Annotated in this window: 14 protein-coding genes; 12 read left to right on the top strand and 2 right to left on the bottom strand. The window is 71.0% G+C overall.

The features are described from left to right. The 3 genes from NBY69_RS22280 (at position 1) to NBY69_RS22270 (ending at position 3,954) form a co-directional block, all read left to right on the top strand. Positions 1–1,521 (top strand): long-chain fatty acid--CoA ligase, encoded by a 1,521-nt coding sequence (locus NBY69_RS22280; RefSeq protein ID WP_250303010.1) that lies wholly within the window; start codon positions 1–3, stop codon positions 1,519–1,521. A gap of 130 nt (positions 1,522–1,651) precedes the next feature. Then, positions 1,652–2,107 (top strand): MaoC family dehydratase, encoded by a 456-nt coding sequence (locus tag NBY69_RS22275; protein ID WP_250303008.1) that lies wholly within the window; start codon positions 1,652–1,654, stop codon positions 2,105–2,107. A gap of 212 nt (positions 2,108–2,319) precedes the next feature. Further along, positions 2,320–3,954, top strand: a complete 1,635-nt coding sequence (locus tag NBY69_RS22270; RefSeq protein WP_250303006.1) for an amidohydrolase — start codon at positions 2,320–2,322, stop codon at positions 3,952–3,954. Here the strand turns inward: NBY69_RS22270 and NBY69_RS22265 are convergent. Further along, positions 3,921–5,018, bottom strand: a complete 1,098-nt coding sequence (locus tag NBY69_RS22265) for a LacI family DNA-binding transcriptional regulator (RefSeq protein ID WP_250303004.1) — start codon at positions 5,016–5,018, stop codon at positions 3,921–3,923. The genes NBY69_RS22270 and NBY69_RS22265 overlap by 34 nt on opposite strands. Positions 5,019–5,154: 136 nt before the next feature. Here NBY69_RS22265 and NBY69_RS22260 point away from each other — a divergent pair, with 136 nt between their 5' ends. The 5 genes from NBY69_RS22260 to NBY69_RS22240 are packed head-to-tail and all read left to right on the top strand — an operon-like array spanning position 5,155 to position 10,418. Beyond that, positions 5,155–6,786 carry an ABC transporter substrate-binding protein gene (locus tag NBY69_RS22260; protein ID WP_250303002.1) on the top strand — a complete coding sequence of 544 codons (1,632 nt, stop codon included), beginning with the start codon at positions 5,155–5,157 and terminating at the stop codon, positions 6,784–6,786. Then, positions 6,786–7,739, top strand: coding sequence for an ABC transporter permease (locus NBY69_RS22255; protein WP_250303001.1), 954 nt, complete (start codon positions 6,786–6,788; stop codon positions 7,737–7,739). Before NBY69_RS22260 ends, NBY69_RS22255 begins: the two co-directional genes overlap by 1 nt. Beyond that, on the top strand, positions 7,736–8,623 hold the full coding sequence (locus NBY69_RS22250; RefSeq protein WP_250302999.1) for an ABC transporter permease: 888 nt from the start codon (positions 7,736–7,738) through the stop codon (positions 8,621–8,623). The genes NBY69_RS22255 and NBY69_RS22250 overlap by 4 nt, the downstream gene beginning before the upstream one ends. A 5-nt stretch (positions 8,624–8,628) precedes the next feature. Then, a complete protein-coding gene (locus NBY69_RS22245; RefSeq protein WP_250302997.1) occupies positions 8,629–9,609 on the top strand; it encodes an ABC transporter ATP-binding protein in 981 nt (326 codons plus the stop codon). Continuing rightward, positions 9,606–10,418: an ABC transporter ATP-binding protein gene (locus tag NBY69_RS22240; protein WP_250302994.1), complete on the top strand. Its 813-nt coding sequence runs from the start codon at positions 9,606–9,608 to the stop codon at positions 10,416–10,418. The genes NBY69_RS22245 and NBY69_RS22240 overlap by 4 nt, the downstream gene beginning before the upstream one ends. 62 nt (positions 10,419–10,480) lie before the next feature. Here the strand turns inward: NBY69_RS22240 and NBY69_RS22235 are convergent, their stop codons facing one another. Further along, a complete protein-coding gene (locus NBY69_RS22235; protein WP_250302993.1) occupies positions 10,481–11,875 on the bottom strand; it encodes an FAD-binding oxidoreductase in 1,395 nt (464 codons plus the stop codon). 225 nt (positions 11,876–12,100) lie between these two features. Here NBY69_RS22235 and NBY69_RS22230 point away from each other — a divergent pair, with 225 nt between their 5' ends. The 4 genes from NBY69_RS22230 to NBY69_RS22215 all read left to right on the top strand — a co-directional run bounded on the left by NBY69_RS22230 (position 12,101) and on the right by NBY69_RS22215 (position 15,094). Further along, positions 12,101–12,883 carry an IclR family transcriptional regulator gene (locus NBY69_RS22230; protein ID WP_250302991.1) on the top strand — a complete coding sequence of 261 codons (783 nt, stop codon included), beginning with the start codon at positions 12,101–12,103 and terminating at the stop codon, positions 12,881–12,883. Positions 12,884–12,975: 92 nt separating this feature from the next. After that, positions 12,976–13,989, top strand: a complete 1,014-nt coding sequence (locus NBY69_RS22225) for an aromatic ring-hydroxylating dioxygenase subunit alpha (RefSeq protein WP_250302989.1) — start codon at positions 12,976–12,978, stop codon at positions 13,987–13,989. A gap of 2 nt (positions 13,990–13,991) precedes the next feature. After that, positions 13,992–14,168, top strand: coding sequence for a hypothetical protein (locus tag NBY69_RS22220; protein ID WP_250302987.1), 177 nt, complete (start codon positions 13,992–13,994; stop codon positions 14,166–14,168). Next, positions 14,165–15,094 carry a PDR/VanB family oxidoreductase gene (locus NBY69_RS22215; protein ID WP_250302985.1) on the top strand — a complete coding sequence of 310 codons (930 nt, stop codon included), beginning with the start codon at positions 14,165–14,167 and terminating at the stop codon, positions 15,092–15,094. Before NBY69_RS22220 ends, NBY69_RS22215 begins: the two co-directional genes overlap by 4 nt. Positions 15,095–15,177 lie beyond the last annotated feature (83 nt).

Here is a 15,177-nt window from a genome sequence, read left to right as displayed (position 1 = left end):
ATGCGCAACCAGGGGATCGGCTCCTGGACCGCCCGGCGCAGCCGCAAGACCCCGCGCCGCACAGCCGTCGTCCACGAGGGCCGCGCCCTCACGTACGGGGAGCTGCACGACCGCTGCACACGGCTGGCCCACGTCCTGCGTGGCGCCGGAGTCGGGCGCGGGGACCGGGTGGCCTTCCTCGGCCCGAACCATCCGGCCTTCCTGGAAACCCTGTTCGCGGTGGGGCAACTCGGGGCGGTCTTCGTACCGCTGAACTCCCGTCTCGCCGTGCCCGAACTGGCGCACCAGACAGCCGACTCCGGCAGCCGCGTCCTGGTCCACGCCCACCGGTCGGCCGCCGACGTGGTGGAGCTCGCGGACCGGACCGGTGTCACCACGCTGATCGCGGTCACGGCCGGACCGGGACTCGTGTACGAGGAGACGATCACCGCCGCCCCCGCGGAGGAGATCGATGAGGAGGTGGGACACGAGGAACCCTGCCTGATCATGTACACCTCGGGCACCACGGGCAGGGCGAAGGGCGCCGTCCTGACCCATGGGAACATCACCTGGAACAGCGTCAACGTCCTCGTCGACACCGATCTGTCCGGTGCGGAGGTCGCGCTCGTCAGCGCGCCCCTCTTCCACACGGCGGCCCTCAACATGACGGCCCTGCCCACCCTGCTCAAGGGCGGCACGGTCCTGCTGGAATCCTCCTTCGACCCGGGCCGCACCCTGGAGCTGGTGGAACAGCACCGCGTCAGCTGCCTGTTCGGGGTTCCGACCATGTACGACGCGATGGCCGCGGCACCGGGCTGGGACACCGCCGACCTGTCGAGCCTGCGGACCCTGCTCTGCGGAGGGGCGCCCGTCCCCGCCCGCACCGCGCGCGCCTACCTGGAGCGCGGACTGGCGTTCGTCCAGGGGTACGGAATGACGGAGGCCTCACCCGGGGTACTCGTCCTGGACCGCGCCGATTCCGTCGACCATGCCGGCTCGGCCGGAGTTCCGCACTTCTTCACCGATGTCCGCGTCCGGAACGCGGCGGGCGAGGACACGGCGCCGGGCGAGAAGGGCGAGGTCGTCGTGTCGGGTCCGAACGTCACGCCCGGCTACTGGAATCTTCCGGCGGAGAGCAGCGCGGTCCTCACCGAGGACGGCTGGTTCCGGTCCGGCGACGTGGCACTCGTCGACGCTCATGGCTATGTGCATCTGGTCGACCGTCTCAAGGACATGATCATCTCGGGTGGGGAGAACATCTACCCCGCCGAGACCGAGGACGCGCTTCTCGAACATCCGGACATCGTCGAATGCGCGGTCTTCGGTGTGCCCGACCCCAAGTGGGGCGAGGTGGGCCGGGCCGTCGTCGTCCTCGCGCCGGGCTCCACCGCGACGGAGGCCGAACTCCTCGCCCATCTGAACGGCCGGCTGGCCCGCTACAAGATCCCCCGGACCTTTCACCTCCTGCACGGCACGCCGTTGCCGCGCAACGCCACCGGAAAGCTGCTCAAGGGCGTCATCCGGTCCGAATTCGGCGGCTGACCGCCCCACGCCCAGCCTGCCTGCCTCGCGCAGCCCGCCCCGCCCAGCCTGCCTGCCCCGCCCCGCCCTCATCGACAGAATCCCACCGCCCCGCCATCGGCAGAATCCCCCTCAGCACCAGGAGTACCGCATGTCCCTCACCGTCAACGGAACAGACGAGATCAAGGCCCAGGCCGGAGCCGATCTCGGCCACAGCGGATGGCTGGAGATCCTCCAGCCGCGCGTGGACACCTTCGCGGACGCCACCGGCGACCACCAGTGGATCCACACCGACGTCGAGCGCGCCAAGGACGGCCCGTTCGGCGGGACCATCGCCCACGGCTACCTCACGCTCTCGCTCCTGATCCCTCTGTGGAGCGAACTGCTACAGGTCGAGGGCGTCTCGATGGCCGTCAACTACGGCCTGAACAAGGTCCGTTTCCCCTCTCCCGTGCGGGTCGGCTCGAAGGTCCGCGCACACGGCAGGATCGTGTCCGTGGACGAGGTCAAGGGCGGGGTCGAGGTCGTCGTCGACCTGACCGTGGAGATCGAGGGCTCGGCGAAGCCCGCCTGCGTCGCCCAGGCGGTGTACAGGTTCTACGCCTGAGCCGAAGGGCGGGTCCGGGAGGGGGACCCACCACGGCCCCCTCCCGGACACGTTCTCCCGCCGTCGCGCTCCGGCGGCCGTGCCACCGACGGCGTACAGGTCCCGCACGTTCCACGCCGGACACTCCTTACGACAACGCCATTGACATGTAAGCGGGCAACTCGGTTGCATGACCGTTCGAAACATCCCTCCCTCTCGCCCCGGAGCGCTTCATGGCCGAGCCCGATCTGATCTTCACGCATGGCCCCGTCCACACCGGCGATGCCGCGCGCACCCGGGCCGGCAGCCTGGCCGTCACCGGCGAGCGCATCACCGCCGTCGGCCATGACGAGGTGCGCGATCTGATCGGACCGGGCACCGAAGTCGTCGACCTCCAGGGCAAGTTGCTGCTTCCGGGGTTCCAGGACTCGCACATCCACGCCGTGTCCGGCGGGATGGAAATGGCCGAGTGCGACCTGACCGGCACCGTGGGCGTCGAGGACTACCTCACCCGCATACGCGCCTACGGCGACGCACACCCCGACCGCCCGTGGATCACGGGTGGCGGCTGGTCCATGGAGAGCTTCGACGGCGGACTGCCCACTCGGCAGCTCCTCGACTCCGTGGTCCCGGACCGCCCCGTCCTGCTGAGCAACCGCGATCACCACGGCGCCTGGGCGAACACCCGGGCGCTCGAACTGGCCGGTCTCACACGGGAGTCCGCCGATCCCGCGGACGGTCGGATCGAACGGGAGCCGGACGGTACCCCGAGCGGGATGCTGCAGGAGGGCGCCACCGCCCTGGTCTCCCGGATCGTGCCGCCGAGCACACCGCAGGACCGGCTCGCCGGCCTGCTGCGGTCCCAGGAAATGCTGCACTCCCTCGGCATCACCGGCTGGCAGGACGCCCTACTGGGCTCGTTCAACGGCAACTCCGACCCGTCCGACGCCTATCTGACGGCCGCCCGTGCGGGCACGCTCACCGCCCGGGTGTCCGGGGCTCTGTGGTGGGACCGTGAGCGGGGAGCCGAGCAGATCCCCGAACTTCTTTCCCGGCGTGAGCAGTTGAGCCACGGGCGGTTCCGGGCCCGTGCGGTGAAGATCATGCAGGACGGCATCGCCGAGAACTTCACGGCGGCCATGAACACCCCCTACCTCGACGGCTGCGGGTGCGCCACCGCCAACTCGGGTCTGAGCTTCGTCGACCCCGTCGCCCTGCGCTCGTACGTCACCGAACTCGACGCCCACGACTTCCAGGTCCACTTCCACGCCCTCGGCGACCGTGCGGTGCGCGAGGCCCTGGACGCGGTCCAGGCGGCCGTCGAGGCCCATGGGCGACGAGGCAACCGTCACCATCTCGCCCACCTCCAGGTGGTCCACCCCGACGACCTGGACCGCTTCGCACGCCTCGGCGCCATCGCGAACATCCAGCCGCTCTGGGCCGCGCACGAACCTCAGATGGACGAGCTCACGATCCCGTTCCTCGGCCCCGAACGAGCCTCCTGGCAGTACCCGTTCGGGTCCCTCCTGCGCGCCGGAGCCACCCTGGCAGCGGGCAGCGACTGGCCCGTCAGCAGCCCCGATCCGATCGCCGGAATCCACGTGGCGGTGAACCGGATGGAGCCCGAGGCCACCGACGGGCGGGTCTTCCTGCCGGAGCAGCGCCTCGACCTCGCCACCGCGGTCGCCGCCTACACCGCCGGCTCGGCGCACGTGAACGGGCTCGACGACACCGGAAGCCTGCTCCCCGGCCACCTGGCCGACCTGGTGGTGCTGGACCGCGACATCTTCACCCGGCCCCCGGAGGAGATCGCCGAGGCCCAGGTCCTGCGCACCTACGTCGGCGGCACGCTGGTGCACTCCGCCTGAGGAGACGCGGCGACCGTCCGGGACGGCCGCCGCGAGGACTCCCGGACCAGCAGGCGGGTCGCCACGAGCCGGCCTGAAGGCGCTTCATCGCCGTTCTCCAGGGCGGCGACGAGGAGTTCGATCCCGGCCTCGGCGATCTCCCGGGGCTGAAGGCTCAGCGTCGAGATCGGAGGTTCCGTGTGCTCGGCCGTGTCGTCCTCGCTCACACACACCACGAGAAGGTCACCGGGTACGTCGTAGCCGTGGCGGCGCGCCGCGTCCAGGACGAGCGGCGGGCTCACCTCCTCCACCACGAAGAGGGCGTCGGGCCGCTCGGCGGCCGTCAGCGCACTCTCCACCGCCCGGACCGCCGGGCCGTTTCCGGCGTCGTCGGTGACGGTCACCCGGGGCGTGCAGCCACGCGCGGCACACCAGTCCCGGTAGGCGGTCAGCACCTCCCGGTGGAAGCGGGTGGTACTGCCGGACATCACGAGCGCTGTCCGCCGCGCGCCCTGCGCCGCCAGATGCTCCAGGGTGCCGTGGACCGCCTCCTCGGCGTCGACGTCCACCCAGTGGGCTCCCGGTCTGCCGTCCACCGAGCCGTCGCTGACGACGGGGATACGGGCGGCAAGCAGATCGTCCACCACCCGGTGGTCGACCGGATCGGCAACCACCACCGCTTCGAGAGGCAGGTCGGCCCACTCGCTGTGCAGCGATCCCGCGGGCAGCATCACCAGGGCGTATCCGTGTCTGAGTGCGGAAGCCGCCGTGGCGCTGGTCAGCTGGGCGAAGTACGGCGATTCCAGATACGTCCACGGGCGCCAGGCGAACTCCCCCACGACGTAACCGATCAACCGGGCCCGCCCCGCACGCAGTTGCCGGGCGGTCGCGTTGGGCCGGTACCCCATCCTGCGCGCGGTCTCCCTGGCCTTCTCCCGGACGGCCGGCGAGAGCCGTCCGGTGCCGTTGAGGGCCGCCGAGACGGTGGTTTTGGAGAGGCCCGCCTCGCGGGCCACATCAACGAGACGGACACGGGGCGGGGCGGTCCGTGAAGTGCTGGCGCCGCGTTGGGGAGTTGAAGTCATGCGCTGATGCTGCCACCCCCGCGACCTCAGCAAAACCGTTCCCGCAAAGCCTTGCGCGGGAACGTTCCCGCATCAATACTCACCCCATCCCTCAGCGCCCGTCACTACACCCGTAAAGGGGTGGGTCTTCTTGCGCATGTCCAGAACCACCGCGCTGCTCGCCTGTTCCGCCGTCATCGCGGCCGCCGCCGGCTGCTCCGGCGCGACGACGTCGCGGAACGGCGGCAGTGCCGCCCCCGCCTACACCGTCACGCCGAACTCCCCGGCGGCGAAGGGGTCTCTCGACTCCTTCACCTGGTCGCTGTACGCCGAGCCGTACACGCTCGACTACGCCCTCGCCTACGACTACCCGCCGAACACCGTGCTCGCCAACGTGTGTGAGCAGTTGCTCCGGGTCACCCCCGACATGAAGATCGCACCCGGGCTGGCCGTGAAGTACACGAACCCGGACCCGAAGACCTGGGTGTACACCCTGCGGCCGGGTGTGAAGTTCCACGACGGTTCGACCATGACGGCGGACGACGTGGTCGCCTCCCTCAAACGCCAGATGAATCCGGCCACCGGCTCCCCGTGGGGCTCCACCTTCAAGAACGTCTCCTCCATCAGGAAGAGCGGCCCGCTGGAGGTGACGATCCGGCTCAGCAAGCCCGACGTGCTCCTCAACGAACTCATGGCCGCGTCCCCCGGCACCATCGAGAGCGCCGCCTACCTGGCCAAGGCCGGGAAGGAGTACGGCGGTCCCAAGGGAGGCGTCGACTGCACCGGCCCCTACAAGCTCGACCACTGGGCGCAGGGCGACAGCATCACCCTGAAGAAGAACAACGCCTACTGGGACCGGTCGCTGACTCCCAAGACCGGCACCGTGAAGTTCACCTTCACCGAGGACCCGTCCGCCCGCACCAACGCCTTCCTGTCCGGCACGGCCGACGGCGGCTACCTGGTGCCCTCCTCCGCCTTCAACCAGCTGCGCACCAGCTCGAAGGGCAAGTTGTACTTCGGGCCCAACACGGGGGCCTCCGATCTCGCCGTGCTCAACCTCAAGGGCACGCTCGGCAACCTCAAGGTCCGCCAGGCGCTCTCCATGGCCATCGACCGCAAGAACATCATCAAAGCTGCCGCCGGCGGCATCGGCGTTCCCTCGAAGGCACCCGCCGCGCGCGGCGCCTGGGCGCTGACGCCCAAGAAGAAGGCCGACGAGTACTTCAAGCAACTTCCCGAGCCCGTGTACGACGTGGCCGCCGCGAAGAAGCTGATCACCGAGGCCGGTGCCACCGGTCACAAGGTCACCGTCGTCACCAGCTCGATGACCCCGGAGATCAGTGTCGTGGCCAATGCCGTCCAGGCGGCGGGCAAGCAGATCGGCCTCGACGTCCGGCTGAAGGCCGTTGCCCCGGACGCGTACACCAGCATCTTCGTCGACCCCGGCGCCCGTAAGGGACTGGACCTCGTCATCACCAACGGGTACGACAACACGCCCGACCCGCTGGAGTTCTACCAGTACCTGCGCACCGGCGACTTCGGCAACTACGGCAACTGGTCCAACGCCGAGTTCGACGCCCTCTTCGACAAGGCGAACGCCGAGCCCGACCCGGCGCGCCGCGCGGAGCTGACCGCCGAACTCCAGCGCATCACCGTGCGCGAGCTGCCGATCATCCCGCTGTACGAAGCGCCTTACTCGGTCTTCCTCGGCAACCGGATATCGGGGGCGGCAACCGGGATCGCCCAGCTGTACTACCCGTGGGCCGCAACGATCGGGGCCGCGCAGTAATGACGCGTTATCTGATGAGCCGCCTGCTCGGCCTGGTGGCGGTGCTGCTCGTCACCTCGTTCATCGTGTTCGGCACGGTGCATCTCGCGCCGGGCGACCCGGTGTCCTTCCTGCTCCACGGCCGCCCCGCGACCCCGGAGGCGGTGGCGGCGCTGCGCACGCAGTACCACCTGGACGACCCGCTGCCCGTCCAGTACGCGAAGTGGCTCGGCGGCGTCCTGCAGGGCGACTTCGGCCGCTCCACCCAGTTCCACCAGGACGTCGGCTCCCTCATCGTCTCCCGTCTGCCGGGCACCGCGCTGCTCGTCGGGTACTCGGCGCTGCTGGTCGCCGTCCTCGGGGTGGCGGGCGGCATCATGGCCGCCCTGCGCCCCGGGGCGGTGGACCGCACCGTGCTGCTCGGTACCGGCGTCGCCACGGCCACGCCCTCGTTCGTCAGCGCCATCGCGCTCGTGTCACTCTTCTCCGTCCAACTGGGCTGGTTTCCCGGGCCCGGTGGCACACCCGAGGGCATCGGTGACCGCCTCTACCATCTGACGCTGCCCGCCTTCGCCCTGGCGATCACCTTCGCCGGGCTGCTGGCCCGGGTCACCCGGTCGGCCATGCTCGACGAACTCGGGCGTGAGCACGTCGAAGTGGCGCGCGCCCGAGGTGTCGCGGGAGGCGCCGTGGTCCGCCGGCACGTGCTGCGCAACGCACTGGGTCCCATCGTCACCGTCGGCGGCACCATGGTCGCCGGCCTGCTGATCAGCACGTCGATCGTCGAAACCGCGTTCAACGTCTCCGGTATCGGCTCCCTGCTGGTGCAGGCGGTGACCGCCAAGGACTTCGCCGTCGTGCAGGCGATCACCCTGCTCAGCGTGGCGGCGTTCGTCATTGTCAACCTGATCGTCGACCTGCTCGTGCCGGTCATCGATCCCCGGCTGTCCCTCGACGGGGAGGCTTCCCGATGACCACCGCCGTATCTCCCGCGCCGCCCTCCCCCGATGCGCTGCGGCGCCGCCGGGGTCTGCGCGGCCTGCGGGTTCTCAGCCAGGGCCCCTTGTTCACCGCGGGTGTCGCCGTACTCGTGGTGCTCGTCCTGATCGCCCTGCTCGCCCCTGTGCTGGCGCCGTACGACCCGGACGCGCTCGACCTGTCGGCGAGCCTGACGGGCACCAGCGGTGCCCATCTCCTCGGTACCGACCAGTCGGGCCGGGACATCCTGTCGAGGCTCATCCACGGCGCGCGGACCGGTCTGCTCGGACCGCTCCTCGTGGTCGCCGTCTCGACCGTCCTGGGCATGCTCATCGGTCTGGTCGCCGCCTGGCGCGGGGGCTGGGTCGACTCCCTGCTGTCCCGGTCGATGGATCTGGCCTTCGCGATCCCCGGACTGCTGCTGGCCATCCTCCTGGTGGCCGTCCTCGGTGCGGGCATGACCGCACCCGTGATCGCCATGGCCGTGGCGTACACCCCGTACGTCGGGCGCCTCGTCCGGGGTATCGCCCGCCAGGAGAAGGCCCGCGCCTACATCGAGTCGTACCGCGTGCAGGGCTGGTCGGGCTGGACGATCTGCCTGCGTCATCTGCTGCCGAACATCGCGCCGACCGTGCTCGCGCAGTCCGCGATGAACTTCGGCTACGTACTGATGGACCTGGCCGCGCTGTCCTTCCTCGGGTTCGGGGTGCAGCCGCCCAAGTCCGACTGGGGAGCCATGATCAACGAAGGCCAGTCGGCGATCCTGCAGGGGGCGATGCTCCCCGCGCTCGCGCCGTCCGCGTGCATCGTGCTCGCCGTGGTCGCCTTCGGCATCGTCGGCGAAGGTATCGCCGACCGAATCGCGAAGCGGGAACGGTGAGCGCCATGACCGAGTACGAAACCCCCGCGCTGGAGATCGACGGGCTCGGCGTCCGCCTGTCCGGTGGGCAGGCGGCCCGTCCCATCCTCGACGGCGTCTCCCTGCGGGTCGGCGCAGGCGAGACGGTCGGCCTGGTCGGCGAGTCCGGTTCGGGCAAGTCGGTCGCGTGCCGGAGTGTGCTCGGGCTGCTGCCGGCCGGGGCGCGCACGAGTGGGGAGGTGAGGGTGGCGGGCCGCGACGTGCTGACCATGAAGCGCGCCGAACTGGCCGAACTGCGCTCCGGGCAGGTCTCGATGATCTTCCAGGACCCCCGGGCGTCGGTGAACCCGCTGCGCCGCGTGGGCGACTTCCTCACCGAGGGGCTGCGCGGTGCGGGCACGCCCGCCGCCGTGGCCGAGAGCCGGGCCGAGGAGCTCCTCGACGCGGTGGGCATCCGCGATCCACGGGGCGCGCTGCGCCGCTACCCGCACCAGTTCTCCGGTGGGATGCTCCAGCGCGTGGTCATCGCGGCGGCTCTCGCGGGCGAGCCGGCGCTGCTGGTCGCCGACGAGCCGACCACGGCCCTCGATGTCACCACCCAGGCGGAGATCATCGCGATCCTCACGCGCCTCCAGGCCGCACGCGGCACCGGGATGCTCTTCGTCACGCACGACCTCGAACTGGCCTCGGCGATCTGCGACCGCGTGTACGTCATGTACGCGGGCCGGATCGTCGAGACCAGCGGCACCGACGCGCTGTTCGACCGTCCACGCCACCCGTACACCGCGGGGCTCCTCGCCTGCACACCCCGCATCGAGGCCGGAGCCGGCGCCCCACGCCCCATCCCGGGCAGGCCCGTCTCCCTCGCCGAGGCCCCACCGGGGTGCGCCTTCGCGGCGCGCTGCGCCCATGCGCAGCCGCGCTGTTCCGAGGAGACACCCGAACTTGCGCACCACGGCGACGGACTCGCCGCGTGCCACCGCGCCGACGAAGGGATCAGACTGTGAGCGGGGCGACCGAGGAACTCGTCGTGCGGGGGCTGCGCAAACGGTACGGGGACCACACAGCGGTGGACGACGTGTCCTTCACGCTGCCGCCCGGGTCCTCGCTCGGCATCGTCGGTGAATCCGGCAGCGGAAAGACCACGACGGTACGGATGCTCGTCGGTCTGGAGCGCCCCGACGGCGGCACCGTCCACATCGGCGGACGCGACCGCTCGGCACCCGCCCGGGGCAGGGCCGAACGGCTCGCCCGCGCACGCGAGATACAGATGGTCTTCCAGGATCCGTACCTGTCCCTCGACCCCCGGGTGCCCGTCGGCCGGTGCGTCGAGGAGGTGCTGCGCCTCCACTTCCCGATGGAGGCGACGGCCCGGGGGGAGCGCGTCGCCGAACTCCTCGACCAGGTGGGGCTCGGGGAACGGGAGGCAGCCGCCCTGCCCGGCAAGCTGTCCGGCGGGCAGCGCCAGCGCGTGGCCATCGCCCGCGCGCTGGCCGCCGAACCGCGCGTCCTCGTCCTCGACGAGGCCGTGGCGGCCCTGGACGTGTCCATTCAGGCGCAGGTCCTCGAACTGCTGGGCACCATCCGGCGCGAGGTCGGCATCGGCTTCCTCTTCGTCACGCACGACCTCGCCGTCGTCCGGCACATCACCGACGAACTGATGGTCCTCAGGGAGGGGCAGGTGGTGGAGGCGGGCCGTACGGCCGAGATCCTCGGCACGCCTCGCCACCCGTACACCCGCCTGCTGCTCGACTCCGTCCCGCGACGCGGCTGGAACCCCGCCGACGCCGCGGACGCCCGCCGCGCCCTCGGCTGACCCCGGCCGGTCCGGGCCCCGTGCCCGGCCGGCCGGCGAAGAACTCGCCGGCCGGCCGGGTATCAGCTTCCGAACCCGAGGCCGAGCCTGTCGAGGCTCTTGAGCCAGAGGTTGCGGCGCCCGCGGTTCTCGTCCGCGCGGGCGAGCGACCACCTCGTGGCCTGGATCCCCGCCCATCGGACCGGCTCCGGCGGGAAGGGGAGGGGCTTGCGCCGCACCATTTCCAGCCGGGTCCGCTCGGTGCTCCCACCGTCCAGGAGGTCGAGCATCACCTCGGCACCGAAGCGGGTCGCGCCCACGCCGAGGCCGGTGAATCCGGCCGCATAGGCGACCCGGCCCCGGAAGCTGGTGTCGAAGAACGCACAGAACCGGCTGCACGTGTCGATCGCGCCGCCCCAGGCGTGGCTGAAGCGCACCCCTTCCAGCTGGGGGAAGGTCCGGAAGAAGTGCCGGGCCAGGGTGGCGAAGGTCTCCGGCCGCTGGTCGTGCTCGGCACGCACCTGCCCCCGGTAGTGGTACACGGTGTCGTAACCGCCCCACAGGATGCGGTTGTCGGTGGAGAGCCGCACGTAGTGGAACTGATTGGCGGAGTCGGAGAGCCCCTGCCGGTGGTGCCAGCCGACCGAGGCGAGTTGTTCCTCGGTCAGCGGCTCCGTCATCAGCGCGTAGTCGTACACGGGGACGGTGTAGGGGCGGTGCCGCTTGATCAGCGAGGGGAAGACGTTGGTCGCGAGGGCGACCCGGTTGGCCAGGATGCGTCCGTACGGCGTCCGTACCGCGATCCTCGGGCCGTCCTCCGCGATGGCCGTTGCCCGGGTGTGCTCGTGGATGCGCACGCCGAGGTCCAGACAGGCCTGCTTGAGACCCCATGCGAGACGTGCGGGGTTCAGCATCGCCGTGCCGTCCTCGTCCCAGATCCCGCCCAGGAAGGTCGGTGAGTTGATCTCGGCCCGGACCTGGTCGGCGTCGAGCACCGTGTACCCGGAGCCGTAGCGGGCGGCGAGCGCGGCGAGTTCGTTCAGGTCGTCGATCTGGTACGGCTCGGTCGCCACGGTGAGGGAACCGGTGCGTTCCCAGTCGCAGTCGATGCCGTACTTCTTGATCGTGTCCTCCATCGCCCGGAGGTTCTCGATACCGAGCCGTTCCAGCTCGGCGAGCTCACCGGGCCAGCGGTCGAAGCCGTTGCCCAGACCGTGGGTGAGGCTGGATTCGCAGAATCCGCCGTTGCGCCCGGATGCGGCCCAGCCGATCTCCTCGCCCTCGATGAGAACGACGTCACAGGAGGGATCGCGCTCCTTGGCGATCAGCGCGGTCCACAGGCCGCTGTAGCCGCCCCCCACCACGAGCAGATCGCAGCGGACGTCGGCGACCAGTGCGGGTGTGGCCTGTGCCCGGCCCGGGTCGTCCAGCCAGAACGGGGTGGGGCTGACGTCCCGGAGCGCGTGGACGGGATCCATGAGGACTCCTCGGATGGTGCGAAGTGCGGCTGGCCTATGGCTTCGGCCATCAGACTCCAGCCGCCGAATTGATGTCAACGGTGTTGACATAAGCTCCGCGGCGCCTCGTCGCAGAGGGGCCCGGGGCCCCGGGACACGGCCGGGACCTGCCGTGATCCGTCCTGTCCGCGACCCCGCGGCACCTGCGGCGGAAACGCCCCGGCCCGGACCGGGCATCCTGGTCCCATGTCCGGCTCTCCCCCCGCCCGTTCGGCGGCCGACCGCCTGCTCGACGTGCTCGGCGCGTTCGAGCAGGCGCATCCCGCGCTGACGCTGACTCAGATCGCCCGGCGCGCCGACCTTCCCCTGCCCACCGCACACCGGCTGGTCGGGGCGCTCGCCGACTGGGGCGCGCTCGAACGCACCGAGGACGGCCGCTACCACGTGGGCCTGCGGCTGTGGGAGGTCGCCGCGCTGGCCCCGCGCGGAGTGGGACTGCGGCAGGCGGCGATGCCGTTCCTGGAGGACCTGTACGAGACCACCCACGAGAACGTGCAACTCGCCGTGCGCGACGGCCTGGAGGTCGTCTACACCGAGCGCATCTCCGGCCGTTCCGCCGTCGGCGTCCGCAGCCGGGTCGGCGCCCGCTGGCCGCTGCACGCCACTGGCGTCGGACTGGTCCTGCTCGCCTACGGAGATGCCGCGCTCCAGGACCGCTACTGCGCCGGGAGACTTGCCGCATTCACTCCCTTCACCGTCACGGCCCCCGCCCAGTTGCGCCGCGTGCTGGCCGAAGTACGCCACAGCGGCAGCGTGGTGAGTGACCGTCAGGTCACGGACGACGCCCTTTCGGTGGCCGCGCCGGTGCGCGGTCCGCGCGGGGAGGTGGTCGCGGCCGTCTCGGTCGTGGTCCCGGTCGCGGGCGCGCAGACACCTGCGCTGGTCCCTGCCGTCCGGGTGGCCGGCCTGGGCATCTCCCGGGCCCTGGGCTGGCAACCCGTACCCGGCCGAGCCGGGACTTCCGCCTGACGGAAGTCCCGTTGTCCGGGGTCGCAGCCAGTCAGGAACCTGTCCCCACGCGGAGCACCGGCGCTCCGCCGTACAGGGACGGGATTCCTGCCATGCCCACGCACACCGCCTTCGTCCGCAACCAGTGGTACGTCGCCGCCTGGTCCTCCGAGGTCGGCCGCGACCTGCTGGGCCGCACCGTCCTGGGCGAGCCGATCGCGCTGTACCGCACCGAGGAGGGCGAGGCCGTCGCCCTCGCCGACCGCTGCGTGCACCGCCGCTTCCCGCTCTCCGAGAGCCGCCTCGACGGCGACAAGGTGGTCTGCGGCTACCACGGCTTCACCTACGACACCACGGGCACCTGCGTCTACGTCCCCGGCCAGAAGCGCATCCCCCGTACCGCGCGGGTGAGTTCCTACCCGGTGGCCGAGCTCGACTCCTTCGTCTGGGTCTGGATCGGCGACCCCGGGCAGGCCGACCCCGGCACGATTCCGCGCGCCCCGCACCTGGTCGAGGAGGGCTGGACCACCGTCAGCGGCATGGAGCCCATCGACGGGGACTACGGCCTGTTGGTCGACAACCTGATGGACCTCTCCCACGAGACCTATCTGCACGGCGGCTACATCGGCACGCCCGAGGTCGCCGAGACCCCCATCACCACCGAGGTCGACCAGGAGGCAGGGGTGGTCCGCGTCTCCCGGCACATGCCCGACGCCGAGTGCCCGCCCTTCTACGCCCGGTCGACCGGCATCGAGGGACGCATCCAGCGGCTGCAGGACATCGAGTACTTCGCGCCCTGCCTCTACCTGCTGCACAGCCGGATCAGCCCCGCGTGGCAGGACACTCCCCTGTTCCGTACCGAGATCACCTACGCGATCACCCCCTCGGCGCCCGGCAAGGTCTACGACTTCTGGGCCGTCTCGCGGAACTTCGCCGTCGAGGACGAGGAAGTCACCGCATTCCTGCGGGAGTTCAACCACACCGTGGTCATGCAGGACGTGGACGCGCTCAACCTGCTGCAGCGCTCCCTGGACACGGAACCCGCGGGCTACCAGGAGCTGAGCATCAACATCGACACGGGCGCCCTGGCCGCACGGCGGATCCTGGCCGGGCTGGCCGCGGAGTGAGCGTGCGGCGCCCGTCCCCGAGTTCCGCCGTCTTCCGCATCCGCTGGCTCCCCGGGACCGACGTGCTGCTCGGCACCTGCCACTGCGACGCGGAGCACGAGTCCCAGGATCCTGTCGAGATGTGGGACTGGATGCTCGCCCACCCGGACCACCTCACCCCCAAGGACACCCCCCGTTGAACGACACCATCGACCTGATCGTCGCCGACCGCCGCGAGGAGGCGGTAGGCGTGATCTCCCTGACGTTGCGCCGGGCCGACGGCGGCGCCCTGCCCGGCTGGCAGCCCGGCGCGCATGTGGACCTGCTGCTGGCCGAGGGACTGGAGCGGCAGTACTCCCTGTGCGGCTCGCCCGACAGCGCGCAGTGGCGGATCGCCGTCCTGCACAAGGCGGACGGCCGCGGCGGATCGGACTTCGTCCACATCTCCCTCCGGCCCGGCGCCCGGGTGCGGGCGCGGGGCCCGCGCAACCACTTCCCGCTGGAACCGGCGCCGCGCCACCGCTTCGTCGCCGGCGGGATCGGCATCACGCCGATCCTCCCGATGCTCGCCGCAGCCTCGTCCTCGTCCTCGGACTGGTCACTGCTGTACGGCGGGCGCTCACGCGCCTCCATGGCCTTCGCCGAGGAGGTGTCCGCGCACCACCCCGCCGACCGCGTCACTCTTGCCACCGGCCACCTCGACCTCGACACCCACCTGGCCGGCCTCCAGCCCGGCGAACTCGTCTACGCCTGCGGCCCGGCGTCACTGCTGGAGGCGGTCGAGTCCCGCGTCCCGGCTTCCGCGCTGCGCCTCGAACGCTTCACGTCGGCGACTCCGGGCAGCTCCGGCGACTCCGAGTTCGAGGTCGAACTCGCCCGGTCCGGCCTTCTGCTGACCGTCCCGGCGGACCGGAGCATCCTGCAGACCGTCCAGCGGGCGGGCGTCACCGTCCTCTACTCCTGCGCCGAGGGCACCTGCGGCACCTGCGAGACCGACCTTCTCTCGGGCGAGGCCGACCACCGCGACACCGTCCTCACCGAGGAGGAGCGCGCCGCCGACGAAACGTTGATGATCTGTGTCTCCCGCTGCCGTACCCCAGGCGGCCGGCTGACCCTGGACCTCTGACCCCTCCGAGCTGCCGCGGGGAGCCCCTCGGCCCGCAACCGGCAGCACACACAGTGAAGGGGCCGCTTCGGAATCCTCCGAAA

Origin of the sequence: Streptomyces sp. A 4/2 (genome assembly GCF_940670765.1) — a bacterium.
In the GTDB taxonomy this organism is placed as follows: domain Bacteria; phylum Actinomycetota; class Actinomycetes; order Streptomycetales; family Streptomycetaceae; genus Streptomyces.
This window is presented reverse-complemented; position numbering and strand designations above follow the sequence as displayed.

Bases quoted from the DNA above. Each gene is read 5' to 3' on its own strand.
- NBY69_RS22280 (WP_250303010.1), top strand. From the start codon at position 1: ATGCGCAACCAGGGGATCGGCTCCTGGACCGCCCGGCGCAGCCGCAAG.
- NBY69_RS22275 (WP_250303008.1), top strand. From the start codon at position 1,652: ATGTCCCTCACCGTCAACGGAACAGACGAGATCAAGGCCCAGGCCGGA.
- NBY69_RS22270 (WP_250303006.1), top strand. From the start codon at position 2,320: ATGGCCGAGCCCGATCTGATCTTCACGCATGGCCCCGTCCACACCGGC.
- NBY69_RS22265 (WP_250303004.1), bottom strand. From the start codon at position 5,018: ATGACTTCAACTCCCCAACGCGGCGCCAGCACTTCACGGACCGCCCCG.
- NBY69_RS22260 (WP_250303002.1), top strand. From the start codon at position 5,155: ATGTCCAGAACCACCGCGCTGCTCGCCTGTTCCGCCGTCATCGCGGCC.
- NBY69_RS22255 (WP_250303001.1), top strand. From the start codon at position 6,786: ATGACGCGTTATCTGATGAGCCGCCTGCTCGGCCTGGTGGCGGTGCTG.
- NBY69_RS22250 (WP_250302999.1), top strand. From the start codon at position 7,736: ATGACCACCGCCGTATCTCCCGCGCCGCCCTCCCCCGATGCGCTGCGG.
- NBY69_RS22245 (WP_250302997.1), top strand. From the start codon at position 8,629: ATGACCGAGTACGAAACCCCCGCGCTGGAGATCGACGGGCTCGGCGTC.
- NBY69_RS22235 (WP_250302993.1), bottom strand. From the start codon at position 11,875: ATGGATCCCGTCCACGCGCTCCGGGACGTCAGCCCCACCCCGTTCTGG.
- NBY69_RS22230 (WP_250302991.1), top strand. From the start codon at position 12,101: ATGTCCGGCTCTCCCCCCGCCCGTTCGGCGGCCGACCGCCTGCTCGAC.
- NBY69_RS22225 (WP_250302989.1), top strand. From the start codon at position 12,976: ATGCCCACGCACACCGCCTTCGTCCGCAACCAGTGGTACGTCGCCGCC.